This is a genomic window from Nocardia sp. NPDC051832 (assembly GCF_040681285.1).
Lineage (GTDB): Bacteria > Actinomycetota > Actinomycetes > Mycobacteriales > Mycobacteriaceae > Nocardia.
The window spans coordinates 1,200,190-1,218,299 of the sequence record NZ_JBFAYL010000003.1 but is presented as its reverse complement, the minus strand read 5'-3'; the positions used below and the strand labels follow the sequence as shown (position 1 = coordinate 1,218,299).

The window sequence follows — 18,110 nt, the reverse complement described above, 5'->3', positions numbered from 1 at the left end:
TCTCGAATGCGGTAACCTCGTGTGGTCCACAACAGCTCGTCGCTGCAGGAGGATCACCGCAAGTGGGGCGTCACAGTAAGAAATCGCCTGCGACCGTCAGGCGCAGCTCCGTTCTCGCACTAACCGGCTTGGTTCCCGCCGGCCTCATGGCCGTAGGAGCAACCTCCGATCTGGACACCGGGGAAATCGCAGCCATTCAGCAGTTCTCCGAGGGCGAGCTGGACCCGCTGGCCGCCAAGCCCGCGGAGCCCGACCCCGCCGAGCAGATGCACGCCGTGGCCAAGCAGGGCCATCGCACGCCGCCGGTGGTCAAAACCGTTGCACTGCCCAATGATCGGGAAAAGTCCACGCTGCCGGCCCAGGCCGGCATCCCGGGCGTCGCCATCGCGGCCTACCAGAACGCCGAGCAGGTGCTGCACGCGGAGAATCCGACCTGCAACATGTCCTGGTCCATGCTGGCCGGCATCGGGCGGGTGGAGTCCACGCACGCGTTCGGCGGCAAGGCCGACAACGCCGGCAATCCGCTCAGCCCCGTCTACGGGCCGGTGCTCGACGGCAGCCTCTACGGCAACAATGTCATCCACGACAGCGACGCCGGCGAGCTCGACGGCCTCGGCGGCTACGACCGTGCCATCGGCCCGATGCAGTTCCTGCCCGAAACCTGGAAGCGCTTCGCCGCCGACGGCAACAACGACGGTATCGCCGACCCGCAGAACCTCTACGACGCCGCGCTGACCGCCGGCAAGTACCTCTGCCACGGCGGTCTGAACATGCGCGATCTGGGCCAGCAGACCCGCGCCATCCTGCGCTACAACAACTCCATGGCCTACGTCGCCAACGTCATGGCGTGGGCCAACTCCTACAACACCGGGGTCGCCCCGAAGCCTGCCGACCTGCCGAAAATCTGACCCGCCTAAAATTCACTGCTATGCCAGTGTTTACGGAAGCGGACGTGCGGGGCGCCCTCGCAAAGGTCGACGACCCGGAGATCCGCAAACCGATCACCGAACTGGGCATGGTGAAAAGCATCGCGATCGATGCCGACAGCAATGTCCATATCGAGGTCTACCTGACCACCGCGGGCTGCCCCTTGCGGACCGAGATCATCCAGCGGGTGAGCAAGGCGGTCGCGGACGTACCCGGCGTCGGCACGGTCACCGTGGAGCTCGACGTCATGGACGACGAGCAGCGGACCAACCTGCGCAAGCAGTTGCGCGGCGATTCCGCCGACCCGGTCATTCCCTTCGCCCAGCCCGGCTCGCTGACCCGCGTCTACGCGGTCGCCTCGGGTAAGGGCGGCGTCGGAAAATCCAGCGTCACCGTCAACCTCGCCGCCGCCATGGCGGCGCGCGGACTGTCCGTCGGCGTCCTCGACGCCGACATCTACGGTCACTCGGTGCCCCGCATGCTCGGCACCGACGCCCGGCCCACCCAGGTCGAGCGCATGATCATGCCGCCGATCTCCCATGACGTGAAGGTCATCTCGATCGCCATGTTCACCCAGGGCAACACCCCGGTGGTGTGGCGCGGCCCGATGCTGCACCGCGCGCTGCAGCAGTTCCTGGCCGACGTCTTCTGGGGCGACCTGGACATCCTGCTGCTGGACCTGCCGCCGGGCACCGGCGACGTCGCCATCTCCATCGCCCAGCTCATTCCGAACGCGGAGATCCTGGTCGTCACCACGCCACAGCCAGCGGCCGCTGAGGTCGCCGAGCGGGCCGGCTCGATCGCTCTGCAAACCCGGCAGCGCATCGCGGGCGTCGTGGAGAACATGTCCTGGATGGATCTGCCCGACGGCTCGCGCATGGAGCTCTACGGCGCCGGCGGCGGACAGATCGTCGCCGACAACCTCACCCGCGCGGTGGGCGCCTCGGTGCCGCTGCTCGGCCAGATCCCGATCGAGCAGGAACTGCGCGAGGCCGGCGACGACGGCACGCCCATCGTGCTGCGCAATCCGGAGAGCCCGGCCGCCAAGGCCCTGCTCGAAGTCGCCGACAAACTCGCCGTCCGCCGCCGCGGCCTCGCGGGCATGTCGCTCGGCATCGACACCACCCGCCACCTGTAACAGCGAGCGCCAGGACCGATTTCCGCCGGGGTGACCCGTACCGGTTGTCGGCCCATGCCAATAAGCTCGAACGCATGCTCACGCTGCTTCTCTACGTGCTGATCGTCGGCCTGGTGGCCGCCGTACTGTTCCTGCTGGCGAGCGCGGTGTTCGGGCGCGGGGAGGAACTCGGTCCGCTGCCGGAGGGCACCACCGCGACGGTGCTGCCCGCCGAGGGCATCACCGGGGCGGATGTGCGGTCGCTGCGGTTCCAGCAGGTGGTGCGCGGCTACAAAGCCGGCGAGGTGGACTGGGCGCTGACCCGCCTCGCCGCCCGCATCGACGAGTTACAGGTGGAGTTGGCGCGCGCCCGCGGCTACGCGTCCCCGCACCACACCGCCACCAACAACCACCAGCCCGAGGCGCGACCGCGGCTCGAGAAGAGCCGCGGCGCGCCCGTGTTCGAAGGTCCGCCGACGTCGCCGTCCGGGCCGGCGCCCGAGCGCCACACCGACGGCTACCCGGCGGCCCCGCCGCCGCGCGATCAGCAGTGAGCGCCGGACTCGCCGCCGACGGCCGGATCCGCTGCCCGTGGTCGGAGGGCTCCGAGCTCTACCGCGAGTACCACGATCACGAGTGGGGTAAGCCGGTGCACGGCGACGACGCCCTGTTCGAGCGGATGTCCCTGGAGGCGTTCCAGTCGGGGCTTTCCTGGATCACGATTCTGCGCAAACGGCCCGCTTTCCGGGCCGCGTTCGCGGGCTTCGAGATCGAACGGGTGGCCCGATTCGGCGCTACCGACTATGCCCGGTTGATGGCCGACGCGGGCATCGTCCGGAACCGGCTCAAGATCGAGGCGGTGATCGCCAACGCCCGGGTTGCCGGCGATCTAGACATCGGCTTGGACGAGCTGCTCTGGTCCTTCGCGCCGGCCCCGCGACCGCGGCCACGCAGCGTCGCCGATGTGCCCGCCACCACAGCCGAATCCGTCGCTCTGGCAAAAGAATTGAAGCGCCGGGGATTCCGTTTCGTGGGGCCCACCACAGCCTACGCACTGATGCAGGCGACCGGAATGGTGGACGACCATCTCGGCGATTGCTGGGTGAAACGTGACGTGCCCGACAGTGGTCCCGTGGTCACATTTCGAACTCAGGTATCCGTCCACAACGGCGATAGGGAAGAATAGGTGCGGTGTAGCTCGCCAAATGCCGGCGGGCTCGCTAGTTGGTGACAACTGGAGTTCCAAGAAAGTGCGCAGGAATACCGCGCAGATCTGGAGGGAGCAGAGGATGGCGGCCATGAAGCCCCGCACCGGGGACGGTCCCCTCGAGGCAACCAAAGAAGGACGTGGAATCGTGATGCGGGTTCCACTCGAGGGTGGCGGACGTCTGGTCGTCGAACTCACGCCCGATGAGGCGGCAGCGCTCGGTGACGAATTGAAGAGTGTCACCAGCTAGGCCGGTTCTCGCTGAGCTGGCGGGCCTGCTGGCCTGCCCGGAATGCGGACTCGCACTGGAGCCGCGGGACAGGACATCGGGGTCGAAGGCGGCCCCGCCGCCGGGGCGGATCGAAGCACTGCGCTGCGGGCAGGGCCATAGCTTCGACCTCGCCAAGCAGGGCTATGTCAGCCTGTTGACCGGCGCTTCGACCAAAATGACCGGCGACACCGCAGCCATGCTGGACGCCCGCGCCGCCTTCCAGGGCGGCGGACACTTCGCGGCCATCGCCGACGCGGTGGCCGGCGCCGCTTCAGCACCGGCCACCGAGCCGGCCGCCGTCGTCCTGGAAATCGGCGCGGGCACCGGGTACTACCTGGCCCGCACGCTGGACACCGCTCCCGAGGCGCGGGGCCTGGCATTGGATGTGGCCAAAGCCGCGGTCCGGCGTTCGGCGCGCGCCCACCCCCGGGCCGCGGCGGTCCTGGCGGACGCCTGGCGCGGTTTACCGCTGCGCGACGAGAGTGTGCACCGGGTCCTCTCGGTGTTCGCCCCGCGCAATCCCGCCGAGGTCGCGCGCGTGCTGCGCGCCGACGGCCGTTTCGTCGTGGCCACGCCGACCCCCCGCCATCTGGCCGAACTGGTCGGACCGCTGGGCTTGGTCACCGTCGATCCGGACAAGGACCGCAGGCTCAGCGAGTCGATGGCCGGACATTTCGAACTCCTGGACCGCGTCGTGGTCGACTATCCGATGAAACTCGACCGCGCCGATATCGCGAATGTCGTCGGAATGGGCCCCTCCGCATTCCATGACGAAGGGCGCGATCACTCGGCGCTGCCGGCGTCGCTCGAGGTGACGGCCTCGGTGACCGTCTCGTCCTACGGGCACGCCTAGATCTTGCGCACCAGGTCGTAGACCGCGACGGTGTGCTCCGCGATCCGGGCCCAGTCGAATTCCGCGATCGCCCGCGCGCGTCCGGCCGCCCCGAACCGGGCGGCCAGCGCCGGGTCGCCCGCGACCTCGTTGACCGCCGCGGCCAGGCCGCGCTCGTAGGCTTCGGGCTCCCGCGGGTCGTAACGCACCAACCGCCCGGTGCCGCCGTCGGCGACCACCTCCGGAATTCCCCCGACATCGGAGGCGACGACCGCGGTCGCGCACGCCATCGCCTCCAGATTCACGATGCCCAGCGGCTCGTAAACCGACGGACACACGAAAACGGTTGCCGCCGAGAGAATTTGCCGGATCTGCTCGGTGGGCAGCATTTCCCGGACCCAGTACACATTGCCCCGGACGCGCTGTAGTTCGTCGACCGCGGCCGCGGTTTCCACTTCGAGTTCCCGGGTGTCTGGCGCGCCCGCGCACAGCACCAGTTGAATATCCGGGTCGAAATCGCGGGCGGCGGCGAGCAGATGCCCGACGCCTTTCTGCCGGGTGATCCGCCCGACGAAGGCCACGATCGGCCGGTCAGTGCGCACCCCCAGTTCGGTCAGGATCGGCCGGACCCCGGGCGCCGGGGGGCCGGGCCGCCACAGCGTGGCGTCGATGCCGTTGCGGACGACGTGCACGCGATCCGGATCGACGGCCGGATAGGCGTCGAGGACGTCGCCGCGCATGCCGTCGCTGACCGCGATGATGGCGTCGGCCTGTTCCACCGCGTTGCGTTCGGACCAGGACGAGAGCCGGTAGCCGCCGCCCAGCTGTTCGGCTTTCCAGGGCCGGCGCGGCTCCAGCGAATGCGCGGTCAGCACGTGCGGAATGCCGTAGAGGGTGGCGGCGAGATGCCCGGCCAGGCCGGTGTACCAGGTGTGCGAGTGCACCACGTCCACGTGCCCGGCGGCGTCGGCCATGCGCAGCTGCGCCGACATCATCCGCAACGCCGGATTGGATTCCTGGAGCAATGGATCGGGTTGATGCACAACGGCATCCGTCCGTGCGACACCCATGCAGTGCACGGTGACATCGCACAGCGCCCGTAGTCGGGCGGTCAGCTCGGTGACGTGCACGCCGGCCCCGCCGTAGATCTCCGGCGGGTATTCACGAGTCAGCATCGCGACCCGGAGCCCGTCCTGGCCCGCCGCGAAGACTCCCCCATCCGTGCCGAAACTCACCCAGTTCAAACTAGACGCTCGGTTCAGCTCGGGCCACTTGCACCGGTACTTCACGGTAGTTTGGCAGGTGTGAGGAGCCAGCCGCACGTACTCGGGATCGTGCTCGCCGGTGGCGAGGGCAAGCGACTGTTCCCCCTCACCGCGGACCGCGCCAAACCGGCCGTCCCCTTCGGCGGCGCCTACCGCCTCATCGACTTCGTACTCAGCAATCTGGTCAACGCCGGCTATCTGCGGCTGTGCGTGCTCACCCAGTACAAATCGCACTCGCTGGACCGGCACATCTCCCAGACCTGGCGGCTGTCCGGGTTCGGGGGCGAATACATCACGCCGGTGCCCGCCCAGCAGCGGCTGGGGCCGCGCTGGTACACCGGCAGCGCCGACGCGATCATGCAGTCGCTGAATCTGATCCAGGACGAGGACCCGGAGTACATCGTGGTCTTCGGCGCCGACCATGTGTACCGGATGGATCCGGAGCAGATGGTCTCGCACCACATCAAGTCCGGGGCGGGCGTGACGGTCGCGGGTATCCGGGTGCCGCGCAGCGAGGCCGGCGCGTTCGGCTGCATCGATTCCGACGAGACCGGCCGGATCACCCAGTTCCTGGAGAAACCCGCGCACCCGCCCGGCACGCCAGACGATCCGAACGTCACCTTCGCGTCCATGGGCAACTACGTGTTCACCACCAAGGTGCTGGTGGACTCGATCCGCGCCGATGCCGAGGACAACGATTCCGACCACGACATGGGCGGCGACATCATCCCGGCGCTGGTCGCCGCGGGCGCGGCCGCGGTCTACGACTTCGCCGACAACGAGGTGCCCGGCGCCACCGACCGCGACCGCGGCTACTGGCGTGATGTCGGCACCATCGACGCCTTCTACGAGGCGCACATGGACTTGGTGTCGGTGCACCCGGTGTTCAACCTCTACAACCGGCACTGGCCGATCCGCGGCGCCGCCGAGAACCTGCCGCCGGCCAAGTTCGCGCAGGGCGGGCTGGCGCAGGAGTCGATCGTCGGCGCGGGCAGCATTCTGTCCGCGGCCACCGTGCGCAATTCGGTGCTCTCCGCCAATGTCATGGTCGACGACGGCGCGACCGTCGAGGGCAGCGTGCTGATGCCGGGCGTGCGGATCGGGCGCGGCGCGGTGGTGCGCCGGGCGATCCTGGACAAGAACGTCGTCGTCGGCGAGGGCGAGATCATCGGCGTGGATCTGGAGCGGGACCGGGAGCGGTTCGCCATCAGCAACGGCGGCGTCGTCACCGTCGGCAAGGGCGTCTGGGTCTAGGGAGGCGGCGGCTGGCCGGTGCAGAACGGAGCGCAGGGCCCGGGCGTGCGCGGCACCGTGGTCTTGGAGCTGTCGCCGAAGTCGGCGGTGACCACCAGCACCAGCAGCACGATCGCGGCGAGCAGCAGCAGGAGGAACACGATCGTCGCGCCCGCCCAGTCGGTCTGACGGTCGCCGCCGCGATTGCCGTCGTCGTATCCGGGGTCGTAGACCGGCTCGGGCGGCGGCTGTTGCTGCTCGTAATAGCGGCGCCTGCGGGCCTGCTGCTCTTCTTCCCAGCCCTCCCACATATCACTGGCTTTCTCCCTGTGGCGTCACCCAGGCGGGGGTCCGGCGGGTTCGGTGCAGAACGGTGCGCAGGTTCCCGGCGGCGGCGGCGCTTTCGTCGGTCCGGTGTCGAAATCGGCGTTGCTGACCAACACAAGCACAATCACCGCCAGCACGACCATGAAACCGACTACGGCCAAAACCATCATCAACCAATAAGGGATCGTTTTCTCGGTGGCGATCTGCCCTACGTGCACACCTTCGACGAATTCGGACCCGCGCTGCCACGTCATGCTGAAACCTCTGCAACCTCGATATGTGGTTGCCGGATACCCCCTGCCGAGCCGGGGAATCAGCCGCGTGACGCGCAGAGCAACCCGTCGCCGACCGGAATCAGCACACTGGTCAATTCCGGGTCCTCGGCGATGGCGCGGGTCGCCGCCCGCACCGCCTGCGTCGCCGGATCCCGTTGTGCCACATCGGGAACCCGCCCGCCGAGCAGCGCGTTGTGCAGGATGATCGCACCGCCCTGGCGCAGCAGCCGCACCGCCTGCTCGACATACTGCGGATGCTCCAGCGGCGCGGCATCGATGAAGACCAGGTCGTAGGCGCCGTCGGCGAGCCGGGGCAGCACGTCCAGGGCGCGGCCGTTGATCAGCCGGGTCCGCGCGGGCGGAATGTCGGCGGTGCGGAAAGCCTCCTTGGCGGCGCGCTGGTGCTCGGGCTCGGAATCGATCGTGGTGAGCGTGCCGTCCTCGCGCATGCCGTCGAGCAGCCACAGCCCGCTGATCCCCGCCCCGGTCCCCACCTCGACGACCGCGCGGGCCCCGAGCAGCTGGGAATACATGCTCAGCAATGCCCCTACCGACGGCGGTACCGGCGCCGCGCCCAGCTCGGTGGCCCGTTCCCGCGCGCTGACGAGTATCTCGTCCTCCACCACGGATTCCTCCACGTAGGCGAGATTTTGCTCCAGATTCGATGCCACGCCTAAGAGGCTAGTGCGGACACCGCGTTATCGGCGTTGTGACAACACGGTTTTCACCCCGCCTAGTTTCTCAGCTGACCCTCAGGATCTCCATACCCGCGGCATACAAGGGCAGTAAAGAGTAGGGGCAACGCAAGACCAGACGACCGCTTTTAACACCGGATGCGGGAACAACGACATACAGGTTGTCGGTTGTTAATCCATGACCGTCCAGTGTTTACGGTCCCGAGTAGGAGGTAGCCCCATCCACATGGTCAAAGGTTCGTTTGCGGCGCTGTCGGGGCACTCCATCGACGTTCCCGAACAGTCCACCCTGCCTGAGCAGGTAATTTCGCTCGATTCGGACGCGGTGGAGATCCCCGAGGAAGAGCTGAGCGGCACCGCCGCCTTCGACGCCACCGGAGATCGCTCGGTCATGCCCTCCTGGGACGAATTGGTCCGGGAACACGCCGACCGCGTCTACCGGCTGGCCTACCGCCTGTCCGGCGATGCCCAGGACGCCGAGGATCTGACCCAGGAAACCTTCATCCGCGTCTTCCGCTCCCTGTCGAACTACCAGCCGGGCACCTTCGAGGGCTGGCTGCACCGCATCACCACCAACCTGTTCCTGGACATGGTCCGCCGGCGCAACCGCATCCGCATGGAGGCGCTGCCCGAGGACTACGACCGGGTGCCCGCCGACGGCCCCACCCCCGAAGACGCCTACCACGACGCCCGCCTGGATCCCGAGCTGCAGTCCGCCCTGGACGCGCTGGCCCCGGAGTTCCGCGCCGCGGTCGTGCTCTGCGACATCGAGGGCCTGTCCTACGAGGAGATCGGCGCGACCCTGGGGGTCAAGCTGGGCACCGTGCGCAGCCGGATCCACCGCGGCCGTCAGGCATTGCGCGACCACCTTGCGCATAATGGAGCTGGGCAGCGGGTCACCGCCGCCACGAGCCTTGGGTGAACCGGGCACCGAACCGACAGTCGGCTTCGGCGGCCGGCAGCACCGCCAGCACATGGATGTCGTCGGTCGGAAGGGTGAGCACCGAATGAGTGGCGAAGCTAGGCCGCGTTTCCGCCCCACCGAGCATTTGGCGAGCGAGGCGATCGCCGCCTATGTCGATGGCGAGCTGCGGATGAACGCTTATCTGCGCGCCGCCCAGCATCTGGCCCAGTGCCCCGAGTGCGCGGCCGAGGTGGACGCGCAGCAGCAGGCGCGCGTCGCATTGCGCCAGTCCGGCCCGATCCAGATTCCCCACCGCCTGCACGACAGCCTGAGCCGGATCCCGCTCGGCGAATTGCCCGGCGCCGGACCGGCATCCGGTCCCGCCGCCGATCAGCCGACACATTCCGCGCCAGGAAATGCCCGTGGCGAGGCAGTTTTCGGTTTTCTTCCGGATTCGTTCACCGCGACCCGGTGGGCACAGTGGTGGCGCAAGTAGAGTTTCACGCGTGACCACCGAATCGCAGAACACCGGATCGGCCGACACCAACGATTCGGCGGCCAACAGGGGGAACCTGAGGCCGTCAGATGCGCCCGTATTGGGCCCAAGACCGGTTTATCGCCCGCATGTCGATACGCACACCGCGTCGACATTCCGCAGGCCTGCCGGCCTGGCCGGTTCCTTCGCCGCGAATTCACCCCGCGGCGCCGCGAATTCCACGCCGCAGCTCGGCCCGGAATTGCAGAACCGGCCGCCGGATTCGGTCCTCGCCGAGGCTTTCGGCCGGCCCGAGGGCTCCGATGAACTGTTGCAGCGCGATCCCGACGCCGACGACGCGAATACCGCGGTCGCCGGTCCGGCCGATCCGTGGCGCGATCCGAACGCGCCGGCTCGGCTCGGCGCGCCCGCGGTCGAGACGCCGGAGCCGGAAGCGCTGCCGCAGTCCCGCAAACTCGGTGCCCGCGAGGTGCTGTTCGGCTCCCGGGTCGCGCCCAAGGCGTTGGCGCTGCTCGCCGTGGTCGCGCTCGGCATCGGCCTGGTCGGTGGCCTGGTGGGCCGCCTGACCGCCGAGACCGGTCAGACCCTGACCTCCCGCAAGGTCACCCTGGAACAGGGCGCTTCACAGGAGCAGCCGCACGGCCAGATCTCCAAGGTCGCCAATGCCGTGCTGCCGTCGGTGGTTTCGATCCGGGTCACGGTCGGCGACAACGGCGCCACCGGTTCCGGCGTGGTGATCGACGGCGCCGGCTACGTGGTCACCAACAACCACGTGATCTCGATGGCCGCACAGGACAAGAGCAATCGCGCCGTCATCCAGGTGACCTTCTCCGACGGCAGCCGGGTGCCCGCGCAGCTGGTCGGCCGGGATCAGAAGACCGACCTGGCGGTCCTGAAGGTCGATGTGAAGAACCTCACAGTCGCGGAGATCGGCAAGTCGGCCGACGTGCAGGTCGGTGACGACGTGCTGGCCGTGGGTTCGCCGCTGGGCCTGAGCAAGACCGTCACCTCCGGCATCGTCAGCGCGCTGCATCGGCCGGTGAAGCTGGCCGGTGAGGGCAGCGACACCAACGCGGTCATCGACGCCGTGCAGACCGACGCCTCGATCAATCCGGGTAACTCCGGCGGCGCGCTGGTCGACATGCAGGGCCGGCTGATCGGCATCAACACCGCGATCCGCAGTGAGTCCGGCGGTTCGGTCGGCCTCGGCTTCGCCATTCCGGCCGACGTGGTGACCACGGTGGCGCAGACGCTGATCCGCGACGGGCAGATGCACCACGCGAAGATCGGCCTGTCCGCGCGCACCAAGACGGTCGCCAACGAGGTGATGAGCGGCGCCGCGGTCGCCGATGTCGAGCCGGGCGGTCCCGCCGCCAAGGCCGGGATCGTCGAGGGCGACGTGATCGTCAAGGTCGGGGACCGGGAGGTCACCGGGCCCGAGGAACTGACGGTCGCGGTGCAGCAGCACAAGATCGGCGAGCGGGTGAACGTGCAGTTGATCCGCGATGGCAGGCAGGTGGACGTGCCGGTCACCCTCGAGTCGGACTGAGAAGCGGCCTGAGCTCCAGGTATCGTTGGATCCGTGTTCAGCAACATCGGCTGGAGCGAGATGGTCATCTTGCTTGTCGCAGCCCTCGTGATCCTCGGCCCGGAGCGTCTGCCCGGCGCGGTTCGCTGGACCACGCGCAGCCTGCGTCAGGTGCGTGATTACGCCAGCGGTGCGACCACCCAGCTCAAGCAGGAGCTGGGGCCGGAGTTCGACGATCTGCGCAAGCCGCTGGCCGAGCTGAACGAGCTGCGCGGCATGACGCCGCGCGCGGTGGTCACCAAACATCTGCTGGGCGGCGATGATTCGGTGTTCAAGGACATCGACGGCGCCGTCGGAGATCTTCGGGACAGCACGAAGATGCCGGATTACCCCATGCCGAAGCCGCAGAAACCGCTGGAGCGCAACGAGAATCCGCCGATCGACAGCGACGCGACATAGCCGCAGCAAGGTCACCGGCGTCAAGCGATCTAGACACCTGACGCTGTCCAGCTGTCTAGACTTCGCACATGTCGGCCGATGACGTGGCACGGGTCTTCGCTATCGAGGACAAGGTCGAGCGGCTCAAAGCGGCGACCGACGGGGTAGCGGCGGCCCAGCAGACCATCAACGAACTGACCCGCATCCGCAGAGCTGTGATCAGGGAACTACATGCCGAGGGCTGGACCTTCGCCAGAATCGGTGCGGCCGCGGGTCTTTCCCGCGCCCGCATCCATCAGGTGAGCACGCAGGGTCCGGCGCCGGAAGGGTTGTTCTTCGGGCACGGCCCGATCACGGTGATCGCACCCGAAGTGCGGGCCGGGCGCGTGCTGGGCGCGCCCGACGCCACCGCGGCGGGACGCCTGGCCGAGCTGCTGCACGAGCTCGGGTTCAGCGCGACCGTCGAACATTTCCTGCCCGGCCGCCCGATCGATCTGAACCGCGATGGACTGATCATCGTCGGCGGTCCCGAGCTCTCCCCCAGCCTGCGCCAGCTCATCGCGGCCGACCCGCGCCTGCGCCGCGCCGTCGCCCGCGCCGGTGACGCCCGCCGCGGCATCGAGGATCGGGCCGCCCGGCGGGTCTATCGTCCCGGCGGTCCCGAGCCGCACGACATCGCGTATCTGGCCCGCCTGCCCCGCCCGGACGGCCGCGGCACCTGCCTGATCATCGACGGCCTGCACCCGCCCGGATCCCTGGGCGCCATCCGGCTGCTGGCCACGCGCCTGGCCACCCTGCACGAGCGAGCCGCCAATCATCTGTTCTCGGTCCTGATCGCGGTGCGCTACGACCGCGGCACCGGCGAGCCGGTCGACGCCGATCTGCTCACGCCGGTCTACCGGCACGATCCGTCCGACTCACGCGTCATGGCCCCGCGCACCCGCCGCTAGGCGGCGACGCGCGTCGGGCGGAGCGTGTTCATCGGGGGGCGGTCGGTGAGCGAGACCTCGGTGCTCTGCGGGGTGAACGCGTCGCCGATCATCGGGAATTGCGTGAGGGCGGCGCCGGAGTCCTCGACGCCGCTGCGGCCGAGGACCGTGCCGAGAATCTGGCGCGACATCACGCCCAGGTCGGCCAAGGGCCGGTTGCGGTGGGTGCGGACGCCCAGGTTGACCTGTCCGATGGCTTCCAGGCCGAGGCGGTCGTAAGTGTCCAGGAGCAGGCCGATCTCGACGCCGTAGCCCGGGGCGAAGGGGACCGACGTGAGAAGTTCCCGGCTGCCCGCGTACTCGCCGCCCAGGGGTTGCAGCACCTGGGATAGTTCGGGACGCAGCGCGGCCAGCAGCGGGCGGGCCACGAGTTCGGTGACGCGCCCGCCGCCGTGCGCCTCGACCTCGCCGCCCTGCCGCAGCGGGCGGCGGTAGTAGGCCTTGACCAGTTGCATGTCGTCGACGGTCAGCAAGGGGCCCAGCAGTTTCGGGACGAAGGCCGGGTCCGGGTCGATCAGATCGGAATCGACGAAGGCGATGAGGTCGCCGCTCGCGACGGCCAGCGAGCGCCACAGCACCTCGCCCTTGCCGGGCACCGGCTCCAGCTCGGGGACGGCTTGTTCGCGGGTGACGACCTCCGCGCCGGCCGCGCGGGCGCGTTCGGCGGTGGCGTCGGTGGAGCCGGAGTCGAGCACGATCAGCTCATCGACCAGGGTGCCCAGCAGCGGGCGGATACTGGCGACCACGTCGGCGACGGTGGCTTCCTCGTTCAAGGCGGGCAGCACCACCGAGACGGTGCGGCCGTCCTTGGCGGCGACCAGTTCGTCGACCGGCCACTCCGGGTTGTCCCAGGTATTGATCGTCATACCAGACCTCGCAGGGTGTGCGCGGGCGGCCGGATGCCCTGAATAGCGGCGATCATGTCGACTACGCGGCGGGTCGCGGCGACTTCGTGGACGCGGAAGACGCGGGCGCCCGCAGCGGCCGACCAGGCGGTTGCTGCCAATGTGCCCTCCAATCGTTCGGATAGCCCGACACCTAGAGTCTCCCCGATGAAATCCTTGTTGCTCAGCGCCATCAAGACTGGCCATCCGGTATTTACGAGAACGTCTACTGCCCGCAACAACTCGAGCCCGTGATAAGTGTTCTTCCCGAAATCGTGGGTCGGATCGATCAGGATCGAATCCCGCCGCACCCCCGCCGCGAGCGCCTGCTCGGCGGCATCGACCACGGTCCGGGTCACTTCGGTGACCACATCGTCGTACCGGACGCGATGCGGGCGGGTCCGCGGGATCGCGCCGCCGGTGTGGCTGCACACGATTCCCGTGCCCGTTTCCGCCGCTACCCGCACCAGATCGGGGTCCGCGCCGGCCCAGGTGTCGTTGATCAGGTCCGCGCCCGCCGCGACCGCCGCCCGCGCCACCTCGGCCCGCCAGGTATCGATGCTGATCAGTAACTGGGGGTATTTGCCACGGATGGCCGCGACGAACGGCACGACCCGGCGGGCTTCCTCTTCGGCGTCCACCAGATTGCCCGGACCCGCCTTGACCCCGCCGATGTCGACCAGATCGGCGCCTTCGTCCACCGCGCGGGCGACGGCGTCCATCGCGGCGGCGTCGCTGAAGGTGGCGCCCCGGTCATAGAAGGAATCGGGGGTGCGATTCACGATCGCCATCACCAGTGCCCGATCGGTCTGTACCGGTCTGCCGCAGAGCGTCGGAAGCGGCGTCACGGCGGGGCTGAACATGACCTTGACTGTACCCAGCGGGCGGCGCACCAAGATCTACGGTACGAACGAGCCCCGGGCGCGCGTGCGCGCCCGGGGCTGGGGTCGATGGACCAGAGATTCAGACGGTCTTATTCGTCGTCGTCGGCGTCGTCGCCTTCGCGTGCGCTCGTGGTGTCTTCGGTGGACCGCTTCGACTGGTCAGCGCTCTGGCTCTTGCCGGCGTCGCTCTTGCTCGAGTCGCTCTTGCTGGAGTCGCTCCTGAGGGAGTCACTCTTGGCGGAGTCACTCGTGGCGGAGTCACCCTTGGCGGAGTCACTCTTGCTGGAGTCGCTCTTGCTGGAGCCCCGCTTGGCGGAATCGCCCTTCTCGACGCCTTCCCGGCTATTGCCCTGGCCACCCTGCTGGCCGACAGAACTACTGCCAGTGGGAATGTCGAAGCTCGGAACGGCCTGTGCGAGGCCGCCACCGACCGCGACGAGCGCGGCGGCGAACAGCGCGAGGAGGCTCGCGAGAATCGCGGAGGATCGGATGACTGTGAGTTTGCTGCGCGTTTCGGTCATGCCGACAGACGGTACCGGGCAATAGCGGAAAGCTATGTGCCCCAATGGGTGGGACTACTTGGGAGCACGGCGTGCCGCGACGTCCTCGGGATAGCTGGCATAGAACGGCACGTAGCCTTCGGAACGTCCCGACAGCACGTAAAGCTCAGTGCCGGAGTCCGATTCGTAGCCTTGCCGGCGTAAGTCGACCTTCCGGCTCTTGAACGTGGAGGTCTGTTCCAATTCGGACACGACGCGCACGAACAGCGGCACCGCGTAGCCGGGCAGCTGGCCATAGGCCAGTTCGGCGAGAGCTTTGCCGTCGAAGGTCGCGTCCTCACGCAGGGTGATCGCGGCCATGCCCGCCTTGCCGTCCGCGCCGGGGACCTCGACGCCGTACACCACCGCCGCGTCGATGCCGTCGTGCTTGGTCAACGCGCCCTCCACCTGGGTGGTGGCGACATTCTCGCCCTTCCAGCGGAAGGTGTCGCCGAGCCGGTCCACGAAGGCGATGTGCCACCAGCCCTGGTTGCGGACCAGGTCGCCGGTGTCGAACCAGGCGTCGCCGTCTTTGAAGGCGTCGCGCACCAGCTTGGACTCGGTCGCGTCCGCGTCGGTGTAGCCGTCGAAGGGCTGACGGCTGGTGACCTTGGCCAGCAGCAGCCCGATCCCGCCCGCGCCGACCCGGCGCAGCCGGCCGTGCGCGTCGCGCTTGGCGGCCCCACTCTCCTCGTCGTATTCCACGATGCTGAATGGCAGCAGCGTCATTCCGGCGGTGCGGTCGACACCGAGGGCGTTGACGAAGGCGACCGGCGCCTCGCTGGCGCCGTAGAACTCGACGATCCGGTTGATCCCGAACCGGCTCTTGAACTCGTCCCACAGTTCCGGGCGCAGGCCGTTGCCGACGGCGAGCCGGACCCGGTGCTGCCGGTCGGCCGGTTTGGCCGGCTGGTTCAGCAGATACCGGCACAGCTCGCCGATATAGATGAAGGCGGTCGCGTCCTCGCGGATGATCTCGTCCCAGAATCCGGAGGCGGAGAACTTGTCGCCGAGCACGTAGGTGGCCTGGCCCGCGAGCACTGCCGACAGCGCGACCGTGAGCGCGTTGTTGTGGTACAGCGGCAGGCAGCAGTAGAGGGCGTCGTCGCCGTGCAGGCGTACGCCGAGGCCGCCGAGGCCGGCCATGGACTGCGTCCAGCGCCGGTGCGTCATCACACTGGCCTTGGGCAGGCCGGTGGTGCCGGAGGTGAAGATCAGGAAAGCGCGTTCGCGGGCGGTGACCTGCGCGCACAGCGCGGGATCGGAATCGTCGGCGGAGCGGGCGGCATCGCGAAGATCATTGCTGAACAACACGTTCGACGGCGCCTGCGCGAGCGAGTCGAACGCCTCCTGGCATTCCTCGCCGATCACGTCGAGCACGCTCTCGAGCAAGCCGAAACTGTGCGCGAGCACCTCGTCGCGCTGGTTGTGGTTGAGCAGGCCGACGGTGGCGCCGAGCTTGACCACGGCCAGCGCCACGAACAGGGTTTCGGGCCGGTTGGTCATCAGGACGCCGACGACATCACCCCGGCGCACCCCGCGCTCGGCGAGCACGTGCGCGTACCGGTTCACCGCGCTGTTCGCCGCGCGGTAGGTGAACTTCTGCCCTTGGAACCGCAGGAACAGCCGGTCCGGATGCCGGTGCGCGTTGCGCTGGAAGTACAGGCCGACCGAAGCCTTGTCGCCGCCGCCGACCAGCATGCCCCGGGCGCCGCGCAGCATCGACGGTACGTCGAAAGCCATGCGGGGCAACGACTTCGCCAAGTCGAACAGACTTACCGTGGTCCGGGTCTCGCTCACTACAGCTCTCCTCTGGGATCCAAGGCCGCGAAGGCCTCTTCCAGAGTGTTAGCCACTGTGATCCGATCCAAAGCCGGCTGCGGCACGAACTTCCGGTGGTACAGCTCGTCGATCCAGTCGAACAGGCCGCGGTAGAAGCCGTTCGGATCCAGCAGCACCACCGGCTTCTCGTGCTGACCCAGGTAGCCGCCGGTCCAGGTTTCGAAGAATTCCTCGAGGGTGCCGATGCCGCCGGGCAGGGTGAGGAAGGCGTCGGCGCGGTCCTCCATGATCTGCTTACGCTGGCGCATGGTGTCGGTGACGACCAGTTCGTCGGCGTCGGTGTCGGCGACTTCCTTGTGCACCAAGTGTTTCGGGATGACGCCGACGGTGTTCGCGCCGCCGGCGCGGGCCGCGGTGGCCACCGCGCCCATCATCGACACGTGACCGCCGCCGGACACCAATTGCCAGCCGCGGCTGGCGATTTCGGTGCCGACCTGGGCGGCGAGCGTCAGGTAGTCGGTATCGGCGGTACTCGCCGAGCAGTACACGCACACCGAATAGGGCCGCAGCACAGGCTCACTCACCACAGATCCTCCGTACCGATCGCATCGGCGGCGCCACCGGCCGCGGCATTGCTGGTGATGATCGCCACCACGTCCTCGACACTGTCGGTGACGTGCAGCAGGTCGAGGTCGCCGGGCCCGACCTTGCCGGAGGCGGCGAGCGAATCCCGCAGCCAATCCACCAGGCCGGCCCAGTATTTGGTGCCGAACAGGATGATCGGGAACCGGGTGATCTTGCGCGTCTGCACCAGGGTGAGCGCCTCGAACAATTCGTCGAGGGTGCCGAAACCGCCGGGGAGACAGACGAAGGCCTGCGAGTACTTGACGAACATGGTCTTGCGCGCGAAGAAGTACCGGAAGTTGATGCCGAGGTCGACCCACTCGTTGAGGCTCTGCTCGAACGGTAGCTCGATGCCGAGACCGATCGAATAGCCGCCGGCCTCCGAGGCGCCGCGATTGACCGCCTCCATCGCGCCCGGGCCGCCGCCGGTGATGACCGCGAACCGGGCTCTGGCCAGCGCGGCGCCGATCGCCATGCCGGCCTGGTATTCCGGAGTGTCGACGGGTGTGCGGGCGGAACCGAAAACGGCGACCGCCGGCGGCACCTCGGCCAGCGCGCCGAAGCCCTCGACGAACTCGGACTGGATCCGCAGCACCCGCCATGGATCGGTGTGCACCCAGTCGCTGGGCCCATAGCCGTCGAGCAGATTCTGGTCCGCGGTCCGCAGCCCGGGTTTCCGATCCCGCCGGAACATGATCGGTCCTCGCATCTTCGGTGTGGATTTCGGCAGGCCCGGTACCGGGCCGCTGGTGACTGGTGCGCTCTCGACCGGGGTGCCGAGCATTGGCTGAGCGGGTGGATCGGTGGCCGGGGTACCGACTACCGGCGGACTGACAACCTCGGGTTCGGCAGCGTCGCTGGACATGCGCTCCACGCTACCGCCGGACGGTGGT

The 18,110-nt window shown here is 68.4% G+C and carries 22 protein-coding genes; 12 read left to right on the top strand and 10 right to left on the bottom strand.

All coding sequences use genetic code 11. From position 1 onward, the window contains the following. The first annotated feature begins 62 nt into the window (after window positions 1–62). From AB0M14_RS23395 to AB0M14_RS23370, 6 genes are all read left to right on the top strand, one after another. Window positions 63–908: a lytic murein transglycosylase gene (locus AB0M14_RS23395; RefSeq protein ID WP_364998248.1), complete on the top strand. Its 846-nt coding sequence runs from the start codon at window positions 63–65 to the stop codon at window positions 906–908. A 20-nt stretch (window positions 909–928) separates the two neighbouring features. Further along, window positions 929–2,065 (top strand): Mrp/NBP35 family ATP-binding protein, encoded by a 1,137-nt coding sequence (locus AB0M14_RS23390; protein ID WP_364998246.1) that lies wholly within the window; start codon window positions 929–931, stop codon window positions 2,063–2,065. 74 nt (window positions 2,066–2,139) lie between these two features. After that, a complete protein-coding gene (locus tag AB0M14_RS23385) occupies window positions 2,140–2,598 on the top strand; it encodes a DivIVA domain-containing protein (protein ID WP_364998244.1) in 459 nt (152 codons plus the stop codon). Further along, window positions 2,595–3,230 carry a DNA-3-methyladenine glycosylase I gene (locus AB0M14_RS23380; RefSeq protein WP_364998242.1) on the top strand — a complete coding sequence of 212 codons (636 nt, stop codon included), beginning with the start codon at window positions 2,595–2,597 and terminating at the stop codon, window positions 3,228–3,230. The genes AB0M14_RS23385 and AB0M14_RS23380 overlap by 4 nt, the downstream gene beginning before the upstream one ends. A 103-nt stretch (window positions 3,231–3,333) precedes the next feature. Further along, entirely contained in the window at window positions 3,334–3,501 is a 168-nt protein-coding gene (locus AB0M14_RS23375) for a DUF3117 domain-containing protein (protein ID WP_011211259.1), read from the top strand. Next, a complete protein-coding gene (locus tag AB0M14_RS23370; RefSeq protein ID WP_364998240.1) occupies window positions 3,488–4,375 on the top strand; it encodes a methyltransferase domain-containing protein in 888 nt (295 codons plus the stop codon). The genes AB0M14_RS23375 and AB0M14_RS23370 overlap by 14 nt, the downstream gene beginning before the upstream one ends. Here the strand turns inward: AB0M14_RS23370 and glgA are convergent. Beyond that, the gene (glgA, locus tag AB0M14_RS23365; RefSeq protein WP_364999039.1) at window positions 4,372–5,529 is read right to left on the bottom strand and encodes a glycogen synthase; all 1,158 of its coding nucleotides are present in this window, start codon (window positions 5,527–5,529) and stop codon (window positions 4,372–4,374) included. The two genes, AB0M14_RS23370 and glgA, sit on opposite strands and share 4 nt — an antisense overlap. Before the next feature lie 129 nt (window positions 5,530–5,658). On the opposite strand from glgA, the gene glgC reads away from it, so the two are divergent. Further along, window positions 5,659–6,873, top strand: a complete 1,215-nt coding sequence (gene glgC, locus AB0M14_RS23360; protein WP_364998238.1) for a glucose-1-phosphate adenylyltransferase — start codon at window positions 5,659–5,661, stop codon at window positions 6,871–6,873. Here the strand turns inward: glgC and AB0M14_RS23355 are convergent. The 3 genes from AB0M14_RS23355 to AB0M14_RS23345 are packed head-to-tail and all read right to left on the bottom strand — an operon-like array spanning window position 6,870 to window position 8,125. Further along, window positions 6,870–7,163: a hypothetical protein gene (locus tag AB0M14_RS23355; RefSeq protein WP_364998236.1), complete on the bottom strand. Its 294-nt coding sequence runs from the start codon at window positions 7,161–7,163 to the stop codon at window positions 6,870–6,872. The genes glgC and AB0M14_RS23355 overlap by 4 nt on opposite strands. Window positions 7,164–7,187: 24 nt before the next feature. Then, window positions 7,188–7,433: a hypothetical protein gene (locus AB0M14_RS23350; protein WP_364998234.1), complete on the bottom strand. Its 246-nt coding sequence runs from the start codon at window positions 7,431–7,433 to the stop codon at window positions 7,188–7,190. A gap of 59 nt (window positions 7,434–7,492) precedes the next feature. Then, window positions 7,493–8,125 carry an O-methyltransferase gene (locus AB0M14_RS23345; RefSeq protein WP_364998232.1) on the bottom strand — a complete coding sequence of 211 codons (633 nt, stop codon included), beginning with the start codon at window positions 8,123–8,125 and terminating at the stop codon, window positions 7,493–7,495. Window positions 8,126–8,399: 274 nt separating this feature from the next. On the opposite strand from AB0M14_RS23345, the gene sigE reads away from it, so the two are divergent. The 5 genes from sigE (at window position 8,400) to AB0M14_RS23320 (ending at window position 12,465) form a co-directional block, all read left to right on the top strand. After that, complete coding sequence (gene sigE, locus AB0M14_RS23340; protein WP_364999037.1) at window positions 8,400–9,071, top strand: RNA polymerase sigma factor SigE; 672 nt, start codon at window positions 8,400–8,402, stop codon at window positions 9,069–9,071. 85 nt (window positions 9,072–9,156) lie between these two features. Further along, a complete protein-coding gene (locus tag AB0M14_RS23335) occupies window positions 9,157–9,549 on the top strand; it encodes a zf-HC2 domain-containing protein (RefSeq protein WP_364998230.1) in 393 nt (130 codons plus the stop codon). A 10-nt stretch (window positions 9,550–9,559) separates the two neighbouring features. Next, window positions 9,560–11,098, top strand: a complete 1,539-nt coding sequence (locus AB0M14_RS23330) for a trypsin-like peptidase domain-containing protein (protein WP_364998228.1) — start codon at window positions 9,560–9,562, stop codon at window positions 11,096–11,098. 33 nt (window positions 11,099–11,131) lie between these two features. After that, the gene (gene tatB / locus AB0M14_RS23325; RefSeq protein ID WP_364998226.1) at window positions 11,132–11,536 is read left to right on the top strand and encodes a Sec-independent protein translocase protein TatB; all 405 of its coding nucleotides are present in this window, start codon (window positions 11,132–11,134) and stop codon (window positions 11,534–11,536) included. A gap of 68 nt (window positions 11,537–11,604) precedes the next feature. Continuing rightward, window positions 11,605–12,465, top strand: coding sequence for a hypothetical protein (locus AB0M14_RS23320; RefSeq protein ID WP_194815309.1), 861 nt, complete (start codon window positions 11,605–11,607; stop codon window positions 12,463–12,465). Here the strand turns inward: AB0M14_RS23320 and AB0M14_RS23315 are convergent. From AB0M14_RS23315 to AB0M14_RS23290, 6 genes are all read right to left on the bottom strand, one after another. Continuing rightward, entirely contained in the window at window positions 12,462–13,370 is a 909-nt protein-coding gene (locus AB0M14_RS23315) for a glucosyl-3-phosphoglycerate synthase (protein WP_364998223.1), read from the bottom strand. The genes AB0M14_RS23320 and AB0M14_RS23315 overlap by 4 nt on opposite strands. Further along, complete coding sequence (folP, locus tag AB0M14_RS23310) at window positions 13,367–14,251, bottom strand: dihydropteroate synthase (protein WP_364998221.1); 885 nt, start codon at window positions 14,249–14,251, stop codon at window positions 13,367–13,369. The genes AB0M14_RS23315 and folP overlap by 4 nt, the downstream gene beginning before the upstream one ends. A 110-nt stretch (window positions 14,252–14,361) precedes the next feature. Then, window positions 14,362–14,793, bottom strand: a complete 432-nt coding sequence (locus tag AB0M14_RS23305; RefSeq protein WP_364998219.1) for a hypothetical protein — start codon at window positions 14,791–14,793, stop codon at window positions 14,362–14,364. A 54-nt stretch (window positions 14,794–14,847) separates the two neighbouring features. Next, window positions 14,848–16,611 (bottom strand): long-chain-acyl-CoA synthetase, encoded by a 1,764-nt coding sequence (locus AB0M14_RS23300; RefSeq protein WP_364998217.1) that lies wholly within the window; start codon window positions 16,609–16,611, stop codon window positions 14,848–14,850. Further along, window positions 16,611–17,180 (bottom strand): TIGR00730 family Rossman fold protein, encoded by a 570-nt coding sequence (locus AB0M14_RS23295; protein WP_364998215.1) that lies wholly within the window; start codon window positions 17,178–17,180, stop codon window positions 16,611–16,613. Before AB0M14_RS23295 ends, AB0M14_RS23300 begins: the two co-directional genes overlap by 1 nt. Next, the gene (locus AB0M14_RS23290; RefSeq protein WP_364999035.1) at window positions 17,174–17,911 is read right to left on the bottom strand and encodes a TIGR00730 family Rossman fold protein; all 738 of its coding nucleotides are present in this window, start codon (window positions 17,909–17,911) and stop codon (window positions 17,174–17,176) included. The genes AB0M14_RS23295 and AB0M14_RS23290 overlap by 7 nt, the downstream gene beginning before the upstream one ends. Between the last annotated feature and the right edge of the window lie 199 nt (window positions 17,912–18,110).

Excerpts from the sequence above, each read along its gene's own strand:
- AB0M14_RS23390 (WP_364998246.1), top strand. The coding sequence starts at position 929 with ATGCCAGTGTTTACGGAAGCGGACGTGCGGGGCGCCCTCGCAAAGGTC.
- AB0M14_RS23385 (WP_364998244.1), top strand. The coding sequence starts at position 2,140 with ATGCTCACGCTGCTTCTCTACGTGCTGATCGTCGGCCTGGTGGCCGCC.
- AB0M14_RS23375 (WP_011211259.1), top strand. The coding sequence starts at position 3,334 with ATGGCGGCCATGAAGCCCCGCACCGGGGACGGTCCCCTCGAGGCAACC.
- glgA (WP_364999039.1), bottom strand. The coding sequence starts at position 5,529 with ATGCTGACTCGTGAATACCCGCCGGAGATCTACGGCGGGGCCGGCGTG.
- AB0M14_RS23355 (WP_364998236.1), bottom strand. The coding sequence starts at position 7,163 with ATGTGGGAGGGCTGGGAAGAAGAGCAGCAGGCCCGCAGGCGCCGCTAT.
- AB0M14_RS23350 (WP_364998234.1), bottom strand. The coding sequence starts at position 7,433 with ATGACGTGGCAGCGCGGGTCCGAATTCGTCGAAGGTGTGCACGTAGGG.
- AB0M14_RS23335 (WP_364998230.1), top strand. The coding sequence starts at position 9,157 with ATGAGTGGCGAAGCTAGGCCGCGTTTCCGCCCCACCGAGCATTTGGCG.
- AB0M14_RS23320 (WP_194815309.1), top strand. The coding sequence starts at position 11,605 with ATGTCGGCCGATGACGTGGCACGGGTCTTCGCTATCGAGGACAAGGTC.
- AB0M14_RS23315 (WP_364998223.1), bottom strand. The coding sequence starts at position 13,370 with ATGACGATCAATACCTGGGACAACCCGGAGTGGCCGGTCGACGAACTG.
- folP (WP_364998221.1), bottom strand. The coding sequence starts at position 14,251 with ATGTTCAGCCCCGCCGTGACGCCGCTTCCGACGCTCTGCGGCAGACCG.
- AB0M14_RS23305 (WP_364998219.1), bottom strand. The coding sequence starts at position 14,793 with ATGACCGAAACGCGCAGCAAACTCACAGTCATCCGATCCTCCGCGATT.
- AB0M14_RS23290 (WP_364999035.1), bottom strand. The coding sequence starts at position 17,911 with ATGTTCCGGCGGGATCGGAAACCCGGGCTGCGGACCGCGGACCAGAAT.